This is a genomic window from Acidovorax sp. JMULE5 (assembly GCF_013376875.1).
In the GTDB taxonomy this organism is placed as follows: domain Bacteria; phylum Pseudomonadota; class Gammaproteobacteria; order Burkholderiales; family Burkholderiaceae_C; genus Acidovorax; species Acidovorax facilis.
On record NZ_CP035951.1, the window covers coordinates 1376873 to 1399100 of the forward strand.

23 protein-coding genes are annotated in these 22228 nt (G+C 64.7%); 7 read left to right on the forward strand and 16 right to left on the reverse strand.

Features of this window, described 5'->3' with window-relative positions; all coding sequences use genetic code 11:
• The first annotated feature begins 520 nt into the window (after window positions 1-520).
• The 7 genes from EXV95_RS06200 (at window position 521) to asd (ending at window position 6857) form a co-directional block, all read left to right on the forward strand.
• Window positions 521-1708, forward strand: a complete 1188-nt coding sequence (locus EXV95_RS06200) for an ABC transporter substrate-binding protein (RefSeq protein WP_176886208.1) — start codon at window positions 521-523, stop codon at window positions 1706-1708.
• A 154-nt stretch (window positions 1709-1862) separates the two neighbouring features.
• On the forward strand, window positions 1863-2504 hold the full coding sequence (locus EXV95_RS06205) for a LysE family translocator (RefSeq protein ID WP_176886210.1): 642 nt from the start codon (window positions 1863-1865) through the stop codon (window positions 2502-2504).
• Window positions 2505-2525: 21 nt separating this feature from the next.
• Entirely contained in the window at window positions 2526-3389 is an 864-nt protein-coding gene (locus EXV95_RS06210; RefSeq protein ID WP_121420385.1) for a branched-chain amino acid ABC transporter permease, read from the forward strand.
• A 73-nt stretch (window positions 3390-3462) separates the two neighbouring features.
• Window positions 3463-4461, forward strand: coding sequence for a branched-chain amino acid ABC transporter permease (locus EXV95_RS06215; protein WP_176886211.1), 999 nt, complete (start codon window positions 3463-3465; stop codon window positions 4459-4461).
• Window positions 4454-5227, forward strand: coding sequence for an ABC transporter ATP-binding protein (locus tag EXV95_RS06220; protein WP_176886213.1), 774 nt, complete (start codon window positions 4454-4456; stop codon window positions 5225-5227). The genes EXV95_RS06215 and EXV95_RS06220 overlap by 8 nt, the downstream gene beginning before the upstream one ends.
• A 1-nt stretch (window position 5228) precedes the next feature.
• Window positions 5229-5942 (forward strand): ABC transporter ATP-binding protein, encoded by a 714-nt coding sequence (locus EXV95_RS06225; RefSeq protein ID WP_121420388.1) that lies wholly within the window; start codon window positions 5229-5231, stop codon window positions 5940-5942.
• 63 nt (window positions 5943-6005) lie between these two features.
• Window positions 6006-6857, forward strand: a complete 852-nt coding sequence (gene asd, locus EXV95_RS06230; RefSeq protein ID WP_176886214.1) for an archaetidylserine decarboxylase — start codon at window positions 6006-6008, stop codon at window positions 6855-6857.
• Between the two features lie 60 nt (window positions 6858-6917).
• Here asd and EXV95_RS06235 read toward each other — a convergent pair whose 3' ends face one another.
• The 16 genes from EXV95_RS06235 to EXV95_RS06310 all read right to left on the reverse strand — a co-directional run bounded on the left by EXV95_RS06235 (window position 6918) and on the right by EXV95_RS06310 (window position 22212).
• The gene (locus tag EXV95_RS06235) at window positions 6918-7127 is read right to left on the reverse strand and encodes a hypothetical protein (protein WP_055394068.1); all 210 of its coding nucleotides are present in this window, start codon (window positions 7125-7127) and stop codon (window positions 6918-6920) included.
• Between the two features lie 130 nt (window positions 7128-7257).
• A complete protein-coding gene (hutG, locus tag EXV95_RS06240) occupies window positions 7258-8076 on the reverse strand; it encodes an N-formylglutamate deformylase (protein ID WP_176886215.1) in 819 nt (272 codons plus the stop codon).
• A gap of 21 nt (window positions 8077-8097) precedes the next feature.
• Window positions 8098-9480: a formimidoylglutamate deiminase gene (locus tag EXV95_RS06245; protein WP_176886216.1), complete on the reverse strand. Its 1383-nt coding sequence runs from the start codon at window positions 9478-9480 to the stop codon at window positions 8098-8100.
• Between the two features lie 3 nt (window positions 9481-9483).
• Window positions 9484-10323 (reverse strand): alpha/beta fold hydrolase, encoded by an 840-nt coding sequence (locus tag EXV95_RS06250; protein ID WP_176886217.1) that lies wholly within the window; start codon window positions 10321-10323, stop codon window positions 9484-9486.
• Window positions 10320-11603: an imidazolonepropionase gene (hutI, locus tag EXV95_RS06255; protein WP_176886218.1), complete on the reverse strand. Its 1284-nt coding sequence runs from the start codon at window positions 11601-11603 to the stop codon at window positions 10320-10322. Before hutI ends, EXV95_RS06250 begins: the two co-directional genes overlap by 4 nt.
• An 89-nt stretch (window positions 11604-11692) precedes the next feature.
• On the reverse strand, window positions 11693-12307 hold the full coding sequence (locus EXV95_RS06260; protein ID WP_176886219.1) for a HutD family protein: 615 nt from the start codon (window positions 12305-12307) through the stop codon (window positions 11693-11695).
• Between the two features lie 21 nt (window positions 12308-12328).
• Window positions 12329-13219 (reverse strand): phytanoyl-CoA dioxygenase family protein, encoded by an 891-nt coding sequence (locus EXV95_RS06265; protein WP_176886220.1) that lies wholly within the window; start codon window positions 13217-13219, stop codon window positions 12329-12331.
• Window positions 13220-13280: 61 nt separating this feature from the next.
• On the reverse strand, window positions 13281-14075 hold the full coding sequence (locus tag EXV95_RS06270) for an amino acid ABC transporter ATP-binding protein (RefSeq protein WP_304503269.1): 795 nt from the start codon (window positions 14073-14075) through the stop codon (window positions 13281-13283).
• Complete coding sequence (locus tag EXV95_RS06275) at window positions 14072-14740, reverse strand: amino acid ABC transporter permease (RefSeq protein WP_010465675.1); 669 nt, start codon at window positions 14738-14740, stop codon at window positions 14072-14074. The genes EXV95_RS06270 and EXV95_RS06275 overlap by 4 nt, the downstream gene beginning before the upstream one ends.
• 29 nt (window positions 14741-14769) lie before the next feature.
• On the reverse strand, window positions 14770-15519 hold the full coding sequence (locus EXV95_RS06280) for a glutamine ABC transporter substrate-binding protein (RefSeq protein WP_176886221.1): 750 nt from the start codon (window positions 15517-15519) through the stop codon (window positions 14770-14772).
• Window positions 15520-15551: 32 nt separating this feature from the next.
• A complete protein-coding gene (locus tag EXV95_RS06285) occupies window positions 15552-16328 on the reverse strand; it encodes an IclR family transcriptional regulator (protein ID WP_055394087.1) in 777 nt (258 codons plus the stop codon).
• Window positions 16329-16403: 75 nt separating this feature from the next.
• Window positions 16404-18128, reverse strand: coding sequence for a urocanate hydratase (gene hutU / locus EXV95_RS06290; RefSeq protein WP_176886222.1), 1725 nt, complete (start codon window positions 18126-18128; stop codon window positions 16404-16406).
• Window positions 18129-18167: 39 nt separating this feature from the next.
• Window positions 18168-19709 carry a histidine ammonia-lyase gene (gene hutH, locus EXV95_RS06295; protein WP_176886223.1) on the reverse strand — a complete coding sequence of 514 codons (1542 nt, stop codon included), beginning with the start codon at window positions 19707-19709 and terminating at the stop codon, window positions 18168-18170.
• 65 nt (window positions 19710-19774) lie between these two features.
• Window positions 19775-20593 carry a histidine utilization repressor gene (gene hutC, locus EXV95_RS06300; protein ID WP_176886224.1) on the reverse strand — a complete coding sequence of 273 codons (819 nt, stop codon included), beginning with the start codon at window positions 20591-20593 and terminating at the stop codon, window positions 19775-19777.
• 6 nt (window positions 20594-20599) lie between these two features.
• Window positions 20600-21379, reverse strand: a complete 780-nt coding sequence (locus EXV95_RS06305) for an ABC transporter ATP-binding protein (RefSeq protein ID WP_176886225.1) — start codon at window positions 21377-21379, stop codon at window positions 20600-20602.
• Window positions 21376-22212, reverse strand: coding sequence for an ABC transporter permease (locus EXV95_RS06310; RefSeq protein ID WP_121506125.1), 837 nt, complete (start codon window positions 22210-22212; stop codon window positions 21376-21378). The genes EXV95_RS06305 and EXV95_RS06310 overlap by 4 nt, the downstream gene beginning before the upstream one ends.
• Window positions 22213-22228: the final 16 nt, after the last annotated feature.

The window sequence follows — 22228 nt, forward strand, 5'->3', positions numbered from 1 at the left end:
AACTGGACGATGAAGATGGGGGTGATGAAAGGGGCATGAAGCAATCGGAAACATGCGGTTTGCCCACCTTCCGGCGAGACGGGGTGCAGCCCCCCTCAAGAGCAGGCAACACCGGCCTCCAGTGTCACCCATGCCTCCATTTTGCAAGGCATTGAAGCACTCCCACCCAGAGAGCCCCCGCACTCGCGTCCAAACGACCCGTCACACCTCTTAGAACCGTGCCTATGCTCGAAACTACTGATACCGGAGGTTCAAATAGGCGCCCACAGCAAAAATCACACGATCTATACTGCACAAAAAATGCAAAACTGCACTTTAATTCATAAATCTGTTTCTATGTCCGTCAAGCAGCCCCTGGGAAACCCATCATCGGTGAGCCTCTGCCCCCGGGCCCGGTTGCAGCCCTCGGGCACCTCGCAATGCGGGAGCCCCTTGCCTGACGGTACGGGTAACCCATAGGTATTCACCACCGAATGCTTGCAGTAAATTACTTTAAGCCTAAACAAAGGAGACAAGTCCAATGACCACCCGCCGCCTCGTCATCAGCCGTAGCGCCGCCCTCGTGGGCGCCGCATCCACAGGGCTGTTGCTGCCCTCCATCGTGCGTGCGCAAAGCGGCAAGGTGCGCGTGGGCTTCATGCTGCCCTACACCGGTACCTTTGCACAACTGGGGGTCGCCATCGAGAACGGCGTGCGCCTGGCCATAGACCAGCAGGGTGGCAAGCTCGGCGGTCGCGAGATCGAATGGTTCAAGGTGGACGACGAGTCCGAGCCCAGCAAGGGTGTCGAGAACGCGAGCAAGCTGGTGCAGCGCGACAAGGTGGATGTGCTGATTGGCACCGTGCATTCAGGTGTACAGATGGGCATTCAGAAGGTGGCGCGCGATACGGGGGTTCTTAACCTGATTCCCAACGCCGGCGTGCATGCCGCCACGCGCGCACTGTGTGCCCCCAACGTGTTCCGTACTTCGTTCAGCAATTCCCAGCCAACGCTGGCCCTGGGCAAAGCCATGGTCGAAAAGGGCCACAAGAAGGCTGTGTGGATCACCTGGAAATACGCGGCAGGGGACGAAGCATTCGAAGGCTTCAAGCAAAGCTACACCGCAGCCGGCGGCACCATCGTGAAGGAACTGGGTCTGCCCTTCCCCAACGTGGAATTCCAGGCGCTGCTGACCGAAATCGCCGCCCTCAAGCCCGACGCCGTGGCCTGCTTCTTCGCGGGCGGCGGTGCTGCCAAGTTCATCAAGGACTATGCGGCCGCAGGCCTTAAGGACAAGATTCCGCTGTACGGCTCGGGCTTCCTCACCGAAGGCGTGCTGGACGCCGCCGGCCCCGCTGCCGAAGGCATCATCACAACCATGCACTACAGCGACTCGCTGGACACACCGCGCAACAAGCAATTCCGCCTGGAATACGCCAAAGCCTTCCGCAGCCAGCCCGACGTGTACGCCGTGCAAGGCTACGATACCGGCCTCCTGCTGGTGCAGGGTGCCAACGCCGTCAAGGGCGACCTCGCTGCCAAGACTGCCGTCATCAAGGCCATGGAGAGCGCCACAATCGACAGCCCACGCGGCAAGTGGACCATGAGCAAGGCACACAACCCCGTGCAGGACATCTACCTGCGCCGCGTCGAGAACAAGGAAAACAAGGTGATTGGCATTGCCGCCAAGGCCTTGGCCGACAGCGGTGCCGGCTGCCGCATGGGCTGACGCGCTCACCCCACTGCCCGGGCCACGGCGCGTGCTGGACCTCGGGTCCGGTTCGCCCGCAGCTTTGACACAATGCACTGATGGACTGCCGCCATGGCAGGCCTGTCTGCTGTGCGCCCGGACTTTGCGGCCACCTTGCCTTCCACCCAATCCTATGTCGCTCAGTACCTACCTGCTCTACCTCGCCGCAGTGGCCCTGCTGGTTCTTTCACCCGGCCCGACGATGCTCATGTGCATGACCAATTCTCTGCAGCACGGCCCGCGCAAGGCCCTGGCCGCTGCTGCAGGCAGCGTGACGGCAGTGCTGGGCACCATGCTGCTTTCGGCCCTGGGCCTTGGCGCATTGCTGGCGGCATCGGAAACCGCCTTCTGGGTGCTCAAGGCTGCCGGCGCGGCGTATCTGATCTGGCTTGGCATCAAGACGTTTCGCAGCCAGACCACGGTGTTTGACCAGATGCCCGCCAACGGCACGCAGACCAAGGCCGTGGTGCCCGCGCGCAAGCTCTACCTCCAGGGTCTGATCGTGGGCGGCAGCAACCCCAAGGCCCTGCTGTTCTTCACGGCGTTTTTCCCCCAATTTCTGGACCCGACTGCCGCATGGGCGCCGCAGTTTGCCGTGCTGGCAAGCACCTTTGTGGCTTTTGAATTCACGGTTCTAACGCTGTGTGCACTGGGTGTGGCACGCCTGGCACCCGTTTTGCGCTCTGGCGCACGCATGCGCTGGTTCAACCGCATTTCGGGCGGCCTGTTCACGCTGATGGGCACCCTTTTGCTGGCGACACGCCGCGCTACCTGATCCCCTGTCTGTTTGCCCACCATGGACTTCGCTACTTTCCTGATCCAGTTGCTCAACAGCGTGCAGTACGGGCTGCTGCTGTTCATGCTGGCCGCTGGCCTCACGCTGATTTTCGGAATCATGGGGGTGGTGAATCTGGCGCACGGCAGCTTTTACATGCTGGGGGCTTACCTGGGCTATTCGCTGTCGGGCCACTTTGGCAGCCTCACGCTGGCCATCCTGGGGGGGGCCGTGCTGGCAGTGTTGTTTGGCCTGGCGCTGGAGTGGCTGCTGTTTCGCCACTTCTACCACCGCGACCACCTGGACCAGGTGCTGCTGACCTTCGGCCTCATCTACATCTTTGAGGAACTGCGCTCCATCCTCTGGGGTGACGACGTGCACGGCGTCCCGATTCCAGCGATGCTGGATTGGTCCATTCCGCTCACCGACACCCTTTCCTACCCGGTCTACCGGCTGTTCATCTCAGGCGTGTGCATGGCGCTTGCGCTGGGCCTGTACCTACTGATCTCCAAAACGCGGCTGGGCATGAAGATCCGCGCGGGCGCCTTCAACCGCGACATGGCTGAATCGCTGGGGGTGAACATCAAGCTGATCCACGCCATCGTCTTTGCGCTGGGCGTGGGCCTGGCGGCCGTTGCGGGCATGGTGGCCGCGCCGGTATCCAGCGTCTATCCCAACATGGGCTCGTCCGTGCTCATCATGTGTTTTGTGGTGGTGGTGATCGGCGGCATAGGTTCGGTGCGTGGCGCCCTGATCTCCGCCCTGCTCGTGGGGCTGGTAGACACCTTTGGCAAGGTGTTGCTGCCATCGATGGCCGGAATGCTGGTCTACATGCTGATGGCGGCCGTGCTGCTGTGGAAACCCGAAGGCCTGTTCAAACAATGATGACCCCGATGCTTGCCACTGTCACTTCGCGCTCTTCCCAAGCCATACACGCTTCACAGCCCGGCGGCCCCCTATGAGCACCCCCCGCGCCCATATCGAAGTGCTGCCGCGCAGCGTGCAATTCGCCCTGGCACTGGGGCTGGCTGCACTGCTGCTGTTCCCGGTCGTTGGCAGCGACTTCTACGTGCAGATGGTCACACGCATGATGATCATGGCCATCTTTGCGATGAGCCTGGATCTGCTGCAGGGCGTGACTGGCCTGGTGTCGCTGGGCCACGCAGCCTACTTTGGTGTGGCGGGCTATGCCCTCGCCTTTCTCACGCCCGCCGATACGCCGGTGAGCCTGTGGTGGTCGCTGCCCCTGGCGGTGGCGGGTGCCGGGCTGGTGGCGCTGATCATCGGCTTCTTCGTGGTGCGCACGCACGGCATCTACTTCATCATGGTCACCATGGCGTTCGCACAGATGGTGTTCTATCTGTTCTTCGACAACAAGGTGCTGGGCGGATCGGACGGGCTGTACATCAATTTCCGGCCCGACGCCTCCATCTTTGGCTGGCTGCCGTTCGACCTTGAAGGCCGAAAGACCTTCTACTACTTCACGCTGGCGCTGGTGATCCTGGTTTACGTGCTGCTGCGCCGCCTGCTCTGGAGCCCGCTGGGCCGTGCCCTGTCGGGCATTCGCATCAACGAACATCGCATGCGCGCCATGGGTTTTGGCACGCGCGGCTACAAACTCACCGCGTTCACCGTGGCAGGTGCGCTTGCCGGGCTGGCAGGCTACCTGTGGGGCGCGCAGACGGGCTATGTGAACCCGGAGCTGATGGGCTTTCACATGAGCGCCCACGCCATCATGATGATCATCCTGGGTGGCATGGGCAATTTTGCCGGGGCCATCGTGGGCGCCTTTGCCTTTGAGTATCTCCTGCATGTGTTCAAGGACATCACCAAACACTGGCAACTGCTGATGGGCAGTTTCATTGTGCTGGTGGTGGTGGCAGCACCGCGCGGGTTGCTGGGCATGCTGGGGCAGCGCCGGGCCACCAAGGCGCAGGAGGGTTCACACCATGGCTGACGCCCTGCTCTCGGCCCGCCAGCTCACCAAACGCTTCGGAGGCCTGGCCGCTGTCAACGGCGTATCTTTGGACCTGTGGCGTGGTCAGATCCATGCCGTGATCGGCCCCAATGGCGCGGGCAAGTCCACACTGACCAACCTGCTCTCGGGCGACCTTCCACCGAGCGCGGGCCAAGTGCAACTTGGCAGCACCGATGTGACCGGCTGGGCGCCCGAACGCATCTCGCGCCAGGGCCTGGGGCGCAGTTACCAAAAGACCAACATCTTTCTGCCGCTCACAGTGCATGAAAACGTGCGCCTGGCCGCGCAGTCGCGCGATGCGCAGCAGCCCTGGAACCCGCTGCGGTGGTGGCAGGACACACGTGCAAACACTATCAAAAACAGCGCTACCAACGCCCGCCTGGAAAGCGCTATCGAGCTTTCTGGCTTGAAAGACCGGCGCATGGCGATTGCCGGTGCCATGAGCCACGGCGAGCAGCGCCAGTTGGAGATCGCCATGACCCTGGCCACGGAGCCCCAGGTGTTGCTGCTGGACGAGCCCCTGGCGGGCATGGGCGTGGCCGAAGCGGAACGCATGGTCGAGCTGCTGCAGCGCCTCAAACCCGCCCAAGCCATCATGCTGGTGGAGCACGACATGGATGCCGTGTTTGCGCTGGCCGACCACCTCACGGTGATGGTCAACGGCGAAGTGATCGCCCATGGCACACCGCCCGAGGTGCGCGCCGACCCCACAGTGCAAGCCGCTTACCTGGGGGAGGATCACTGAGATGAGCGCACCATGGATTGATGCCAAGGGCATCCACACCTTCTACGGCAGCAGCCACGTCCTGCACGGCATTGATTTCACCGTGGGCCAGGGCGAAACCATCGGCCTCATGGGCCGCAACGGCATGGGCAAGAGCACCCTGCTCAAGTCCCTGATGGGCCTGGTCAAGCCCCGCTCTGGCAGCGTGGCCGTGGCGGGCCGCGATATGACGGGCAAGCCACCCTATGAGGTGGCGCGTCTGGGAATCGCTTACGTGCCGGAAGGCCGTGGCATCTTTGGCAACCTGAGCGTGGTCGAGAACCTGCAAATGGCCGCGCGCGCCGGCACACGCGGCCAGCGCGACTGGACCTACGAGCGTGTGCTGGAGACCTTCCCGCGCCTGAAGGAGCGCCTCGGCCACGGCGGCCAGCAGCTCAGCGGGGGCGAGCAGCAGATGCTGACCATTGGCCGCGCGCTGATGACCAACCCCGACGTGCTCATCCTCGACGAAGCCACCGAAGGCCTGGCCCCGCTGATCGCCCGCGAGATCTGGCGCATCTGCAGCCTGATCAAGGACAGCGGCATCAGCAGCGTGATCGTGGACAAGAACTGGAAACACGTCACGCAGATCACCGACCGCAACATCATCCTGGTCAAGGGCCAGGTGGTGTTCGAGGGCAGCTCCGACGCATTGCACGCGCAGCCGCAACTGCTGGACCAGTACCTCGGGGTATAAGAATGCGGCCGATGGCGCCCCGCCGATAGAATCGTCCGCTTTCGTCTTCGAGGGGGTTCGCCCGTGTCCGATCGCCTGGCAGTTCTGCCGCAATACCTCCTGCCCAAGCAGGCACTGACCACCCTGGCTGGCAAATTTGCGTCGGCCCAGTTGGGCGGACTAACCACCTCGGTGATCCGCCGCTTTGTGGCCCGCTACAACGTCAACATGGCCGAGGCCGCCAACCCCGACATCACCAGCTACGCATCGTTCAACGACTTCTTCACGCGTGCGTTGAAACCCGGGGCCCGCCCGCTGGCGGCGGCAGACCTGATCTGCCCCGTGGATGGCGCCATCAGCCAGTTTGGTCCCATCGCGAAGGACCAGATTTTCCAGGCCAAGGGGCACACCTACTCCACAACCGCCTTGCTGGGCGGCGATGCGGAAGCAGCAGCCCGCTTTGACAACGGCCACTTCGCCACGCTGTACCTGAGCCCGCGCGACTACCACCGGATCCACATGCCCTGCGCGGGCGAGCTGACGCGCATGGTGCATGTGCCGGGCGATCTGTTTTCGGTGAACCCGACCACGGCACGAGGTGTGCCCGGCCTGTTCGCGCGCAATGAACGCGTGGTGTGCTTTTTTGAGTCGGCCCAGGGGCCTTTTGTGCTGGTGCTGGTGGGCGCCACCATCGTGGGCAGCATGGCCACCATGTGGCACGGGCAGGTCAACCCGCCACGCACGGGCACGCTACGGCAGTGGGACTACGCCAAAGGTCAGGTCAGCCTGCAGCAGGGTGAAGAAATGGGCCGCTTCCTGCTTGGCTCCACGGTGGTGATGTTGTTTCCCCAGGGGCCACTGCAATTCAACCCGCAGTGGGCTCCGATGCGGGCGATTCAGCTGGGCGAGGCCATGGCACAGCGCGGGGCGGTCTGAGCGACCGCAGCCTTGCGACAGGCAAAGGGTGGTAAGCACCCTGCACTGTGCACCAGCCCGTCAGATCCGGTCCGGGACGCGCGTCAGCTGAAACGCGGTGGGGGCCAGTTGCAGGGTGTCGGGGTGCACGGCAGTGTCGTTGCCCACCAGATAGATCATCAGCGCATTGCGACGGATGACCACATGGCTGACCGTTTCGCGCTGCTGCTTCCACTGGACGGAAGCGCCAGGCTTGAAATGGGGCATGTAGTAATAGGCGGTTGGATCCATGGGGTGCGGCTCCTTCCGCTTGAGTGGGCCAACAGGGTACCCCCTCAGCGGCCTGATGCGGACCGCTGAGCCATGGTAGCACCGAACCCCCATCAACAGTGAGAGGGTTAGCTCACAAGCTTGAGCAAGCTCAAGCCTTTGACGCTGACGTGGCGAAGGCCAGCGCCGCAGTCAACATGCGCTGCAGATGGGGCTGGACGCGCGCCGCAACCTCCGGCAGATAGTCAAATGGCAAGGCCTCCTGCATGTAGCTGCACTGTGTCATTTCCAGCTGGATGGCATGCACGCCTTGCTCCGGCTGGCCGTAGTGGCGTGTGATGTGCCCGCCTTTGAAACGGCCGTTGAGTACGGCGATGTAGCCAGTGGCTTGTTGTGCAATCGACAGCAGTTCTTGCGCCAGGGCGGGGTTGCAGCTTTCGCCATTGGCCGTGCCCAGGTTCAGGTCGGGCAGCTTGCCCTCAAAAAAGCGCGGCAGCACCGAGCGGATGGAATGCGCATCCCATAGCACCGCCACGCCATGTTGAGCCCTGATGCGGTCCAGCTCGGCACGCAGTTGTGCGTGGTATGGCACCCACACCGCATCGCGCCGCGCCGCCACCTCAGCATCATCCGGCACATCCCCTTGGGCGTAGATGGGCGTGTCATCAAAGGTATCGACCGGGCACAGGCCGGTGACGCTCTGGCCGGGGTACAGGCTGGCGCCGTCGGGCGGGCGGTTCAGATCGACCACATACCGTGAATGCGTGGCCACCAGGATGGAGGCGCCCATATCTTTGGCAAACGCATACAGCCGCTCCATGTGCCAGTCGGTGTCGGGCACCTGGCGGGCCTCGTCGGTGAAGCGGGCCGCCAGGGCCGGGGGCACATAGGTGCCCGCGTGGGGCATGGACACCAACAGTGGTGCGGTGCCGGGGTAGAGAACAAAAGGTGGTGGAGAGGTATCCGTCATCACAAATCCAATGGTACGGGTTCAATCTGGCGCGATGGTGGCCGAACGCGCGGTCACAAACGCATGGGCAGCATCACCGTGCAGTGCGTGTCGGCCACCAGCGATGCGCCGCTGGCCCGCCACCCACACACTGTCAATGGCGGAGGTGCGGTGGCTGCCAAACACATGGGCCGACAGCATGCTGTGCGGGGGCAGATCGCGCAGCGCCACATGCTGCGCATCGAGCGCCACCAGGTCGGCCTGCTGCCCCACTGCGATGCCGCCAATGGCGCGGCCTGCGGCCTGCGACCCGCCTGCAACGGCCTGCAAGGTCATGGCCGTCGCAACCTCGGGCTGCGCCGCATTGGCCAGCACATTGCGCTGGCGCAGCGACAGGCGCTGGCCGTATTCGAGCATCAGCAGTTCCTCAGCCGCGTTCACGCAGGCATGGCTGTCAGAGCCCACGCCCCAGCGGCCGCCGTGCTGCAGCCACAGCGGCATGTCGAAGATGCCGTCGCCAAGGTTGGCTTCCGTGGTGGGGCAGATGCCAGCCACGGCACCCGTGCGGGCAGCATCGGCGTATTCCTGCGGCGTCATGTGCGTGGCATGCACCAGGCACCAGCGCTCATCCACTGGCGCGTGCTCCAGCAGCCACTGCACAGGGCGCTGGCCGCTCCAGGCAATGCAGTCATCCACCTCCTGCGTCTGCTCAGCAATGTGGATGTGGATAGGGGCCTCGGGGTTAAGCGCCGTGAGGCCCTGCACCGCAGCGGCCAGGCTGTCGGGCGGCACTGCACGCAGCGAGTGCGGTGCAAGACCCAAAACAGCCCCTTGCGCCTGTGCAGCGGGCGTGAGCCGCTCCAATAATGAGAGCATGTTGTCCGTGCTGCGGATGAACCGGGCCTGGTCTGCACGCGGCGGCTTGGCGCCAAACCCGCTGGTCTGGTACAGCACCGGCAGCAGCGTGACGCCCATGCCCGCGTTGCGCGCTGCGCGCAGCAATGCCTGCGACAGCGTGGCATCGTCGGCATACGGTGTGCCATCCTGGTCGTGGTGCACGTAATGGAACTCGCACACCGACGTGTAGCCGGCCTCCAGCATCTCCACATACAGCCAGGTGGCGATGGCCTCCAGAGACTCGGGCGTGATGCGTGCGGCAAAGCGGTACATCAGGTTGCGCCAGCTCCAGAAGCTGTCCTGACTTTCCCCCCTGTACTCGGTGAGGCCCGCAAACGCGCGCTGGAAGGCGTGCGAATGCAGATTGGGCATACCAGGCAGCACAGGCCCTGGGGCCACGGGAGTGCCCTGTGGCACAACGGCATCCGGTGTGACGGTGCAAAGGCGCCCAGCCTCATCCCATTGCAGCAGTACATGGCGCGCCCAGCCGGTGGGCAGCAGGGCGTTCGGGGCAAACAGCTCGTTCATTGATCACGCTCCAGAAGGGTAGGCGCTGCGCCAGAAGGCTTCCAGTGCGTCGCAAAAAGCCTGCGGCGCCTCGTCAGGCCACATATGGGTGGCCTGATGCACCACCAGATGGCGCGCCTGCGGCATGGCACGCGCCGCAGCGCTGGCGACTTCGCCAAAGACGGGGCGTGTGTCGCCGCCTTGGGCAATGCACACAGGGAGCGTGATGGCCGCCAGGTCGGCGGCAGACAGCGGCAGCGGCGGCGTCTGCGACATGATGCGCGGCAGCGTGTGCGCGTTGTCCAGTTGCAGGGCGCGCCGCTCTGCAGGCTGGCGGTCAAAGTACCCCGGCGACTGGCCCGAGGCATCCATGAGGCTGCGGGTAGCAGCGGCCAGATCGCCCTGCAAAACGGCCTCGGCCAGCGGGCCGTACATGAGCTGTGCATCGGCCTGAAAGCGTGCCAGCGCTTCCGGCTCCTGCAGATAGGTCGGAAAGCCTGGCTCGTACACGAACACGCTGCGCAGCCGCGTGGCGTGGTGCCGCGCCATGTACAAAGCGGCATGTGCTGAATAAGACCAGGCCACCAGATGCACCGGGCCCTGGCCCCATGCGTCGATGGCACGCACCAGGTCGTCCAGATGCGCGGCCAACCCAAAGGGCGGACCATCGTCGGGCCAGGCCTGCGTGCCAAAGTAGCGCAGCGTGACGGCCAGTGTGTTCCAGCGCGCAGCCAGATGGCTCTGGTGGGCCGACCACATCCGCGCGTCGGCCAGCGCACCGTGCACCAGCAGCACAGGCGCCCCCTGCCCCTGCTGACGCGCGGGCATGGGGCCCAAGCGCAGTTCCGATACAGCCATGCTCATGCCCCACTCCTTGCCCTTGCAATACGCCCTTGCCGCACGATGGTGCAGTCGGGCTTTTGGCCCAGCCAGTAGGCCAAATCGGCCGCATCCCCCACGGGCCACAGCACGAAGTTGGCGGGCCTGCCAGATGCGATGAGGCCGTGGGAATCTTGCAAGCCCAGCGCGCGCGCGGCGTGGGTGGTGATACCGGCCAGCGCCTCGGGCACCGTCAGGCGGAACAGCGTGCAGGCCATGTTGGCCATGAGCAGCAGGCTGAGCGCGGGCGAGGTGCCCGGGTTGTGGTCGGTGGAGACGGCCATGGGCACACCGGCTTCGCGCAGCTGCGCAATGGGCGGCAGGTGCGTATCGCGCAGCGTGTAGTAGGCGCCGGGCAGCAGCACGGCCACGGTGCCAGCGGCTTTCATCGCGGCGATGCCATCGGCCGACAGGTGTTCGATGTGGTCGCACGACAGCGCACCGTAGCGCGCAGCCAGCGCCGCTCCGCCCATGTCCGACAGCTGCTCGGCGTGCAGTTTGACGGGGATGCCCAGCTTTTGCGCAGCCCGGAAGACTTGGCGTGTCTCGGCCAGCGTGAAGGCGATGCGTTCGCAGAACACATCCACTGCATCCACCAGGCCTTCTGCGGCCAGTGCGGGCAGCATCTCGTTGCAGACCAGATCGACATAGGCTTGGCTACGGCCTGTGTACTCGGGCGGCAGCGCGTGCGCGCCCAGGAAGGTGGTGCAGACAGTCACGCCAAACACCTCGCCCAGGCGGCGGGCCACGCGCAGCTGTTTGCGCTCATGTTCCAGCGCCAGGCCATAGCCCGATTTGATCTCGACGGCGCACACGCCTTCATCGAGCAAAACACGCAGGCGTGGCGCAGCCTCGGCAAAAAGTTCATCTTCCGACGCCGCACGCGTGGCCTTGACCGACGACACGATGCCCCCGCCCGCCTTGGCCACTTCTTCATAGGTGGCACCGGCCAGGCGCATGGCGAATTCGTTGGCACGCTGGCCGCCGTAGACCAGATGCGTGTGGCAATCCACCAGCCCGGGCGTGGCAAGCGCGCCCCGCGCATCGTGGCGCGGCAATGCCTGGTAAGCGGCGGGCACATGAGCCTCGGGCCCCACCCAGGCCATCTGGCCTTGCTGCACCACCACGCAGGCGGGCTGGCCCTCGGGCACGGGCACATCGGCCACCCACAGGCCGGGCGCGGGTTTCAGGTTTTGCCACACGCCATCGGCGTTCTGGCTGGCGGCCCATCCATTGGGGTGACTGGGGTTGTCCTTGTGTTGCATCTGCCTGCCCACCCGTGGGCTCCGTGTTGAATGCTATATAAATAATAGCTACCAGCGCTTATCTATCATGCGGTGGCGGCCATTTTTATTCAAATTTTGGGGACTGCACCGCGCTGCAAGGCGATCCAGACCAGTGCGGGCGCATCGGCGTCGGCCCCCGCATGCAGCGGCTCCAGTTGTCCCGGCGTTGCACCGCCCTCACCCGCCCACCAAAAGCCCTGCCCTGCCGCCAACGCACGCGGCCCGGCGCCCTGCGCCACCCATTGCCAATCGCCCTGCAGCACCAGGCACAGGCCTGCGGGCGTGTCGCCCGGAGACTGCGCATCGCCCACCACCTGCAGCGGCCCGTGCCACAGGCCCCGCCGTTGCATCAGGTTGAAGTCCTTGGAGGTGCCGCCCAGCATGGCGCCATCCACCGCGTCATCGCCCGAGAAAGCAAACGGTTGCCAGCGCTGCTCCAGCCGGTGCTCCCAGCCAGGGCTGCTCAGGTGCAGGCCGTCACCGCCCAGCAGCATGATCTGGCGATCAATGGCCGGGAAGACCGAGAACGGCCCGGGCCGGTCCACCGTGGCCAGGCTCACGCGCCACTCAAAGCTGTTCATGTCGGCGCCCGGGGGCCAGCAGGCCAGCTCTTGCGTGCTGCCGCCGCCGTTTTTCCAGGGCATGCTGGGGGTGGTGGCCAGGTCAAAAAAATGCATTGCCATCGTTGTTGTCGTGTTCATCAATCAGGATGTTGCGGTGGTCGGCTCTGCGCCCGTGACCAGCAGCGGGAACAGCGGATGGTCCATCTCCGCGCCAGCGGGCAACTCGTCGGCCAGGCCCGGAAACTCGGGCGAGGTCTTCCACGGCCGGGGCGCATGGCGCGTATCGTCGCCGAGGAACCGCACCGAAAACACGCGGCGGCGGTTAGTGCCCTCTACCCCACCCGCCGCATGCAGCGTGAGCATGTGAAAACACACCACGTCACCGGGCTCGATCTCCCAGCCCACGATGGGGAAGGCATCGCGGTCAGCCTCGACATCAGGCAGATCCTGCAGGCTGCCTTCGGGGAACCACTTCGCCTGGTTGTCCATGAAGGTGCGCGGCATGAGCCACGGCCCCTTATGCGAACCGGCCACAAACTCCAGCGTCGCAGCGCGAGACACCGGGTCCACCGGAATCCACATGCTCACGTTCTGCTGGCCTTCGATGTTGTAGTACGGCTGGTCCTGGTGCCAGGGCGTGCGCTGGCGCGTGCCCGGCTCCTTCACCAGCACATGGTCGTGGTACAGCCGCACGGTGCGTGACTGCATCAGGCGCTGCGCGGCCAGGGCCAGCGGTGTCTCACGCACAAAACGGCCAAACTGCGGGATGTCCTGCCAGTTACAGAAGTCCTCGAAGAAGCGGCCCGGGTCGTCAGGCCGGCTGGCCACCTTGGCACGCGGGCTGGGTGCGGCGAGGTTGGCATCGATGCCATCGCGCAGCAGCGCCACCTCTGCGGGCGTGAGCAGCTGCTTGATGCAGATGGCGCCGTCGCGGTCAAAACGCGCGATGTCGTCTGCGGTCAGGCGCTCCTGCAAGCGCTGCTGAAAGCGTGCTTGCAAGGGTGTGTCCAAAGCAGATGAAGGCTGGGGCATCGGGGTTGTCTCCTTGATTGTTATTGACCATGGTGCACCACGCCGCTCCCAGCCTCAGGCCTCAGGCGCGCGTGAGCACGGCTTGCAGGAAAGAGCGCGTGCGCTCCTGCGTCGGGTTGGTGAAGATGGTGGCAGGTTCACCGGCCTCGATGATGCCGCCGCCGTCCATCACCACCACCACGTCGCCCACGTCGCGTGCAAAGTCCATTTCGTGCGTGACCACCATCATGGTCATGCCTTCGCTGGCCAGCAGCTTCATGACCTGTAGCACCTCGCCCACCAGCTCCGGGTCCAGCGCCGAGGTCGGCTCATCGAACAGCATCACGCGCGGCTCCATGGCCAGCGCGCGGGCAATGGCCACACGCTGCTTCTGTCCGCCCGACAAGCTGGCGGGCATGGCCGTGGCTTTGTGCGCCAGGCCCACCTTGGCCAGCAGGGCCTGGGCACGCTCCTCGGCCTCCTTGCGCGACAGGCCGTGCAGCTTGCGTGGGCCCAGCGTCACGTTATCGAGCACCGACAGGTGCGGGAACAGGTTGAACGACTGGAACACCATGCCCACTTCTTCGCGCAGGGCGTTCAGGTCATGGTCAGGCAGCATGCGGCCGTCCTGCACCAGTGTGCGGCCACAGATCTCGACCGTGCCGCCTTCGGGCTGCTCCAGCCCGTTGCAGCAGCGCAAAAACGTGCTTTTGCCAGAGCCGCTAGGCCCAATCACCACCACCACCTGCGAGGGCAGCACGTCAAAATCAATGCCGCTCAGCACCACATGGTTGCCAAACGACTTGCGCAGTCCGCGAATGCGCACGATGGGCTCGGCGGATGGGCTTGCTCCAGTCGTCACAGAATTTTTCTTCATTGCACCATCCCCCCGGCACGCAGGCGCAACTCCATGCGGCGCAGCACCAACGACGTGACACCCGTGAGGATGAAATACACCACCGCAATTGCCAGGTACACCTCCAGCGAGCGGTACGACACACTGATGATCTTCTGCCCTTCGTGCATCAGGTCGTGGATGGTGAGCAGCGACACCAGCGCCGAGTTCTTGATCAACGCGATGAACTCATTGCCAAGCGGCGGAATCATGCGTACCACGGCCTGCGGCAGAACCACCGTGCGCATGGCCAGGCCCGAGGACATGCCGATGGAGCGCGCCGCCTCCATCTGCCCCTTGTCAATGGACTGGATGGCGCCGCGCACCACCTCGGACACATAGGCGCCCGAGTAGATGCCCAGGCCGATCACGCCGCACACAAAAGCGGGCAGCAGGATGCCGAACTGCGGCAGGCCAAAGAACAGGATGAACAGCTGCACCAGCAGCGGCGTGCCGCGTATCGCGGCCACGTAGGCGGTGCACAGGGCGTAGACCACGCGGCGCTTGGGGTTCAGGCGGCCAATGCCCACCAGCAGGCCCATGACGCAGCCCAGCAGCAGCGAGGCGGCCGTGATTTCCACAGTGACCAGCGCACCCGCCAGCAACTGGGGCAACCCGGCCCAGACAGGAGAAAAATCGAGTTCCATGGCTCAGTTCGGCAACGTTAGGCTGCTGTTTACTTGGCAGCGCTGTTGCTGAACCACTTCTTGACGATGGCCGCATAGGTGCCATCGGCCTTGAGCTTGGCGATGGCGCCGTTGACGGCCTTCGTCAGCTCGGGCGTGTCCTTGCGCAGGGCCATGCCGTACTCTTCGGTGGTGAGCTGCTCGTCGAGCACACGCAGGCCAGGACGGGTGCGCACATACTGGAACGCGGCGGGCTTGCCGGTCACGGCAGCGTCGGCGCGGCCGATATCCACCAGGTTGAACATCTCCTGGTTCTTCTCGACCTCAACGCGCTGCACCTTGGGGAATTTTTCGGTCAGGTACGACACCGACTTGGTGCCCACCTGCACGCTGACCTTCTTGCCATCCAGATCGGCCAGCTTGTTGATGACCTTGTTGTCGGCCTTCACCATCACCACCAGGCCACCGGCGTAGTAGGAGTCGGTGAAGTCCACCACCTTCTTGCGCTCGTCGGTGATGTAGATGGCCGAGACCGCCATATCAAAACGCTTGGAGATCAGGCCGGGAATCAGGCCCTTGAAGTCGATGTCCACCCACTCGACCTGCTTGCCCATGGTCTTGGCAATGGCCTCCACCAGCTCGATGTCGAAGCCCGTGCGTTTGCCGTTCTCGACAAACTCCATGGGTGGGAACGTGGCATCGGTGCCCACACGCAGGACGTTGTCCTGGGCCTGTGCACCCGTGGTGCAGAAGGCTGCGGCGGCCAGGCTGGCCAGAAGAAGGTTGCGACGAAGGTTCATGGGGAAAGCTCCTTGGGGAGGGGTGGGGGAAATCAGGGAGAAGTGAGCTGGCGGGAGATGCGCGCTGCGGCGACGACGGCCATACCGGTAAGCGCGGCCTCCTGCCCTTGCGCCCGCAAGATGGGGGCCATCAGGGTGATGGCTCCTGCAGCCTGCCGGGGAGAACCGAACACGGGCACGCTGACGCCCCAGACACCGGCATCCACTTCGCCGGAGCTGACGGCGTAACCCGCCTTGGCAATACCTTCCAGCTCCGTCTGCGCAGCCTTGCGCTCAGGGGTGTCTGCGCCGTAGTGCAGATCCAGAATGGCATTGCGCGTGGCCGGGGCCACATGGGCGAGCAGGCACTTGGCAGACGCGCCTGCGCGTAGCGGCACGCTGCGCCCTTTTTCAAACGAGCAGCGCAGGGCCTGCGTGCTGTCCACCATGTCCAGGCACACCACGCTGTCATTCACGGCCACCACCAGCCCCACGCTTTCATGGGACTGCCGGGCCAGGGCCTGCATGTCCGGCCGCGCGTGGTGCACCAAGTGCGACGCCATGTCAAAGCCCAGGGCCAGTTGCAGGCTCAGCGGCCCGGGCGCGTAGTGCCCGCTGCTCTCCAGCACAAAGCCCCACTGCTTGAGCCGCGCCAACTGGCGGTACAGCGTGCTGCGCGCCAGGCCCGTGGCCTCCATCAACTCGGCCGCCGACATGGGCTGCCCATGTTGCGCCAGCACCGCCAGCACGTGCAGAACACGGTCGGCGGCGGCAACGGAGGTTGGTCCACGGGTGGGCATGGACTCAGTATCAAAGGATTGCAGCGGCATTCAAACCCGACATTCCCAACGAATGGGAATGCAGTTCCCTTTTTTCACATTCCTGTCACTCCCTCCCTCGCCCCTTCACTTCACCATGGGCAGCTTCAGCCCCTGCTTCTTGGCGGTTTCCACGGCCAGCTCGTAGCCCGCGTCGGCATGGCGCATCACGCCGCTGCCGCAGTCGTTGACCAGCACACGCGCCAGGCGCTCGGCTGCGTCATCAGTGCCATCGGCCACGATGACCATGCCCGAGTGCTGCGAGTAGCCCATGCCCACACCACCGCCGTGGTGCAGGCTGACCCAGGTGGCGCCACCTGCGGTGTTGAGCAGCGCGTTGAGCAACGGCCAGTCGCTCACGGCGTCGGTGCCGTCCTTCATGCCTTCGGTCTCACGGTTGGGGCTGGCCACGCTGCCAGTGTCCAAGTGGTCGCGGCCGATGACGATGGGCGCCTTCAGCTCACCGTTCTTCACCATCTCGTTGAAGGCCAGGCCTGCGATGTGGCGCTCGCCCAGGCCCAGCCAGCAGATGCGGGCGGGCAGGCCCTGGAAGGCGATGCGCTCGCCCGCCATGTCGAGCCAGCGGTGCACGTGCTTGTTCTCGGGGAACAGCTCCTTGATCTTGGCGTCGGTCTTGCGGATGTCTTCCGGGTCGCCTGACAGCGCCACCCAGCGGAACGGGCCCTTGCCTTCGCAGAACAGCGGGCGGATGTACGCGGGCACAAAGCCGGGGAAGTCGAATGCGTCCTTCACGCCTTCGTCAAACGCCACCTGGCGGATGTTGTTGCCGTAGTCCACCACCGGGATGCCCATGTGCTGGAAGTCGAGCATGGCCTGCACGTGCACGGCGCAGGACTTGGCTGCAGCCTTCTTCAGCACCTCGTGCTGGGTCACATCCTGCTGCGCGGCGCGCCACTGCGCCACCGTCCAGCCTGCGGGCAGGTAGCCGTTGACGAGGTCGTGGGCCGACGTTTGATCGGTCACCAGGTCGGGCTTCAAGCCACCGGCCTTGGCGCGGCGCACCAGCTCGGGCAGAATTTCTGCAGCATTGCCCAGCAGCGCAATCGACACCGCCTCTTTGGCTGCGGTGTGCTGCTGGATCAGCTCAAACGCATGGTCGATGTCGCGCGCCTGCTTGTCCACGTAGCGCGTGCGCAGGCGGAAGTCGATGCTGCTTTGCTGGCATTCAATATTGAGCGACACCGCGCCCGCAAACGTGGCCGCGAGCGGCTGTGCACCGCCCATGCCACCCAGGCCTGCGGTCAGGATCCACTTGCCTTCGAGCGAGCCGCCGTAGTGCTTGCGGCCGGCCTCGGCAAAGGTCTCGTAGGTGCCCTGCACGATGCCTTGCGTGCCGATGTAGATCCAGCTGCCAGCGGTCATCTGGCCGTACATGAACAGGCCCTTCTGGTCCAGTTCGCTGAAGTGCTCCCAGTTGGCCCACTTGGGCACGAGGTTGGAGTTGGCCAGCAGCACGCGTGGGGCGTTGGCGTGGGTCTTGAACACGCCCACGGGCTTGCCGGACTGGATGAGCAGGGTCTCGTCGTCGTTCAGGTCCTTGAGCGAGGCAAGGATCTGGTCATAGCACTCCCAGTTGCGCGCGGCACGGCCAATGCCGCCGTACACCACCAGGTCTTGCGGGCGCTCGGCCACTTCGGCGTCCAGGTTGTTCTGGATCATGCGGTAGGCCGCTTCGGTGAGCCAGCTCTTGCAGGTGAGTTCTGTGCCGCGCGGCGCGCGGATCACGCGGCTGGCGTCGTGGCGGGGGTCAGTGTTGGAGGCGGCGGCGATGATGGCGTCGTTGGCGTTCATGGTGGGCTCCTGTGAATCGATGGGTGTGAACAGAAAAAATCAGGCGAAGCTGGGCAGGCACTGCGTGAGCGCGGCAGGCCAGGTGGACTGCTGGGCCCATGCGCGCATGGCTTCGATGTCGGTGGCAAGGTAGCGGTCTTGCTCTAGGTAGGCCACACGCTCGCGGATGGCGGCGAACTGTGCTTCGACGAGCGGAGAGGATTTCAAGCTGCGGTCGAACTCCATGCCCTGCGCAGCGGCCATGGCCTCGATGCCCACCATCACGGCCGCGTTGCGCACCATGTCGCCCAGTCGGCGTGCGCCGTAGGTGGCCATGGAGACATGGTCTTCCTGGTTGGCCGATGTGGGCAGGCTGGTCACGCTGCTGGGGTTGGCCAGGCACTGGTTCTCGGCCGCCAGCGCGGCGGCGGTGACCTGGGCAATCATGAAGCCGGAATTCACGCCGCTGTCGCGGATCAGGAACGCGGGCAGGCCCGAGAGGCCTGGGTCGAGCAGCAGCGACAGGCGGCGTTCGGAGATGGCGCCGATTTCGGCGACGGCCAGCGCGATGATGTCGGCCACAAACGCCACAGGCTCGGCGTGAAAGTTGCCGCCAGAAATCACGTCACCGTTGTCGAACACCAGGGGGTTATCCGACGCGGCGTTCGCCTCGATGGTCAGCACGCGCGCGGCATGGTGCAGGTTATCGAGGCACGCGCCCATCACCTGCGGCACGCAGCGGATGGAGTACGGGTCTTGCACGCGTCCACAGTTCGGGTGCGAGGGATCGATGGCACTGCCATCGAGCAGTGCACGCACGGCAGCGGCTACAGCGATCTGCCCGGCCTGGCCACGCGCTTCATGGATGCGCGCGTCAAACGGCTTGACCGAGCCTTTGATGGCTTCGAGCGACAAGCAGCCTGCCACCAGCGCGGCGGCGAAAACGTTCTCGGCACCAAACAGCCCGGCCAGCGCGAGCGACGTGGACACCTGCGTGCCGTTGAGCAGCGCGAGCCCTTCTTTGGGGCCCAGTACAAAAGGCGGCAAACCGATGGAGCGCATGGCCTCGGCGCCCGACACCACCGTGCCATCCACCTTGGCCTGCCCTTCGCCGATCAGCACGCAGGCCAGGTGGGCGAGCGGCGCCAGGTCACCCGATGCGCCGACGGAACCCTTGGCCGGAATGACAGGAAGCACATTGGCGTTGGCCATGGCCAGCAGCGCATCCACGATCTCGGGCCGGATGCCCGAATGGCCACGCGCCAGGCTGATGGCCTTGGTCGCAAGGATGAGGCGCACCACATCGTCCGCAAGCGCATCGCCCGTGCCCACGCTGTGCGACAGCACCAGGTTGCGCTGCAGCTCGGCCAGGCGCTCGTGCGCAATCTTGGTGCTGGCGAGCTTGCCAAAGCCGGTGTTGATGCCATAGACGACCTGGTCTTCATCAACGATACGCTGCACCGTGGCCAGCGACGCCTGCATGAGGGCCCGCGCGGACGGGTCCAGCGACAATTGCACGGGCGCGGCATAGATGCTGCGCAGCGCGGCCAACGACACATGGCCGGGGAGAAGGGTCAGGGAGGAAGTGGTGGCTTTTGTCATGGCGTTGATCCTGTATATACAAGTAGGTACAAGCGAAAAAATTCTGAGCTTTTGGCGAAAAACTTTCAACCGGCGACGGGGTTGCCGTCGGCTCGGAAGCGGCTGCCCAAACGGTAGCGGGTGGCAGGGTGCAAACACCGCACCACGGTGATAGGCACCCCGCGCGACCAGGTGCGGCGGGTGAGCAGCAGGCACGGCTCCTGCGGCGACATCTCCAGCAGCGTGGCCTGCTCGGCGGTGGGCATGACGGCATCGACCACATGCTCGATCTGGTCGAAGGGCACGTTGCGCACCAGGTATTCGGAGGGCTGCAGTTGCGTGAAGTCCTGCGCGGCGAATTGGGGTACCTGGCGCGGGTTCACGTGGCGGTCTTCGAGCTGCACAGGCAGGCCGTCTTCGCGGTGGATGCACAGCGAGTGGAACACCGACTCGCCCGTGCGCAGGTCCAGCGCCGCAGCGATCTCCAGCGTGGCCGAGATGCGTTCCACCGCCAGCACATCGCAGCGGTAGTCATGACCACGTTGGCGAATCTCGCTGGCCAGGTTGGCGATCTGCAGCAGCGTGGACTGGGGCTTGTCTTCGGCCACAAAGCTGCCCACGCCCGCCACGCGCACGATGCGGCCCTGCTCTACCAGCTCACGCAGCGCGCGGTTCACGGTCATGCGCGAGATGCCGAACTGGGTGACCAGCTCGTTCTCGGACGGCAGGCGGTCGCCCGCGCGCCAGATGCCTTCCTGGATCTTGCGCGAGATGTGGTCCTTGACCTGCTCGTACAGCGCCATCGCCTGTGCAGGTGCCGCCGTGCCCGCAACCGCATTGGACGCGGCGGCGGAGCGAACGCTGCGCGGAGCTGCAGCGGGACGACGGGAAGGACGAGCGTTCATGGTGTCTTAATGCAGATCGGCCGCCATCGACTCGGCGCGGATCTCTTCCGTGAGACGCGCTTTCAAGTCCATGAACTCGGGGCTGGTCTTGATCGTGTAATGGCGCGGGTGCGGCAGGTCGACCGCCAGCTCGGTCTTGATGCGGCCCGGCCGGGCACTGAACACCGCCACGCGGTTGGCCATGAAGATGGCTTCGTCAATGTCGTGGGTGACAAAAAGCACGGTCTTGCGCTCGGCCTCCCAGATGCCCAAGAGCAGTTCCTGCATGAGCACGCGGGTCTGGTTGTCCAGCGCGCCAAAGGGCTCGTCCATCAGCAAAATCTTGGGGTCGTTGGCCAGCGCGCGTGCAATGGCGGTGCGCTGCTGCATGCCGCCCGACAACTGCTTGGGAAAATGCTGCTCGAAGCCGCGCAGGCCCACCTTGGCGATGAAATAGTCAGCACGCTCTTTTTGCTGTGCCTCGGGCATGCCGCGCTCGCGCAGGCCAAAGCGGATGTTCTGCTCAATGGTGAGCCAGGGGAACAGCGTGTAGCTCTGGAACACCATGCCGCGCTCGGCGCCGGGGCCTTCGACCGGCGCGCCGTCGAGCAGCACGCGGCCGCTGGTGGCATGGTCGAGCCCCGCCACGATGCGCAGCAGCGTGGACTTGCCGCAGCCCGAGGGGCCCAGGATGGTCACGAAATCGTTGTCCTGCACTTCAAAGTCGACCGGCAGCAGCGCCTGCGTACGCTGGCCCTTGGCGGTCTCGAAGATGCGCGACACGGCTTGTATGGATACACGGCTCATCGCACAAAACTCCAGGCAAACAGACGGTGGTTGAGCGCCTTGAAGGCAAAGTCGGACACGAGCCCGATGAGGCCGATGACGATGATGCCGAAGATGATCTGGCCGGTGTTCAGCAGCGATTGGCTGTCGGTGATCATGTGGCCGATGCCGCTCGACGATCCGATCAACTCGGCCACGATCACATACGTCCAGGCCCAGCCCAGTACCAGGCGCAGGGTTTCCGCAATGTCGGGGGCAGCACCGGGGATGAGCACCCGCGTGACGATGCCCTTGTGGCCCGCACCCAGGGTGTAGGCAGCCTCCACCAGGTCGCGCCGCGCGCCGCCTACGGTCACGGCCACCATCAGCGTGATCTGGAAGACCGAGCCGATGAAGATGACGAGGATCTTCTGCGCCTCGCCAATGCCCGCCCACAGGATCAGCAGCGGGATGAAGGCCGAGGCTGGCAGATAGCGGCAGAACGAAATGAAGGGCTCAAAGAACGCCTCGATGCCCTTGTAAGCACCCATGGCAATGCCCAGCGGCACGGCGATGACTGCGGCCAGGATGAAGCCGCCGAACACACGCCACACCGTCATGCCGATGTCCTTGTGAAAGCCATACTCTGCAAACAGCAGCCAGCCCTCCTTGGCCATGGTGACAGGGCTCGCCAAAAACGTGGGCGACACATAGCCGCCCAGCGTGAAAAACGCCCACACCAGCACAAACAACACAAAAAAACCAAAGCCCAGCAACCAACGGGCGCGGGCACTCACAGGCTCCAGTGGAGCCAGTGAACGCCGCCGCACAGGGGCTTTTGGCGCGGTAACGGACAGGGGTTGCACGGCAGACATGGCGCGTTCTTCTTCC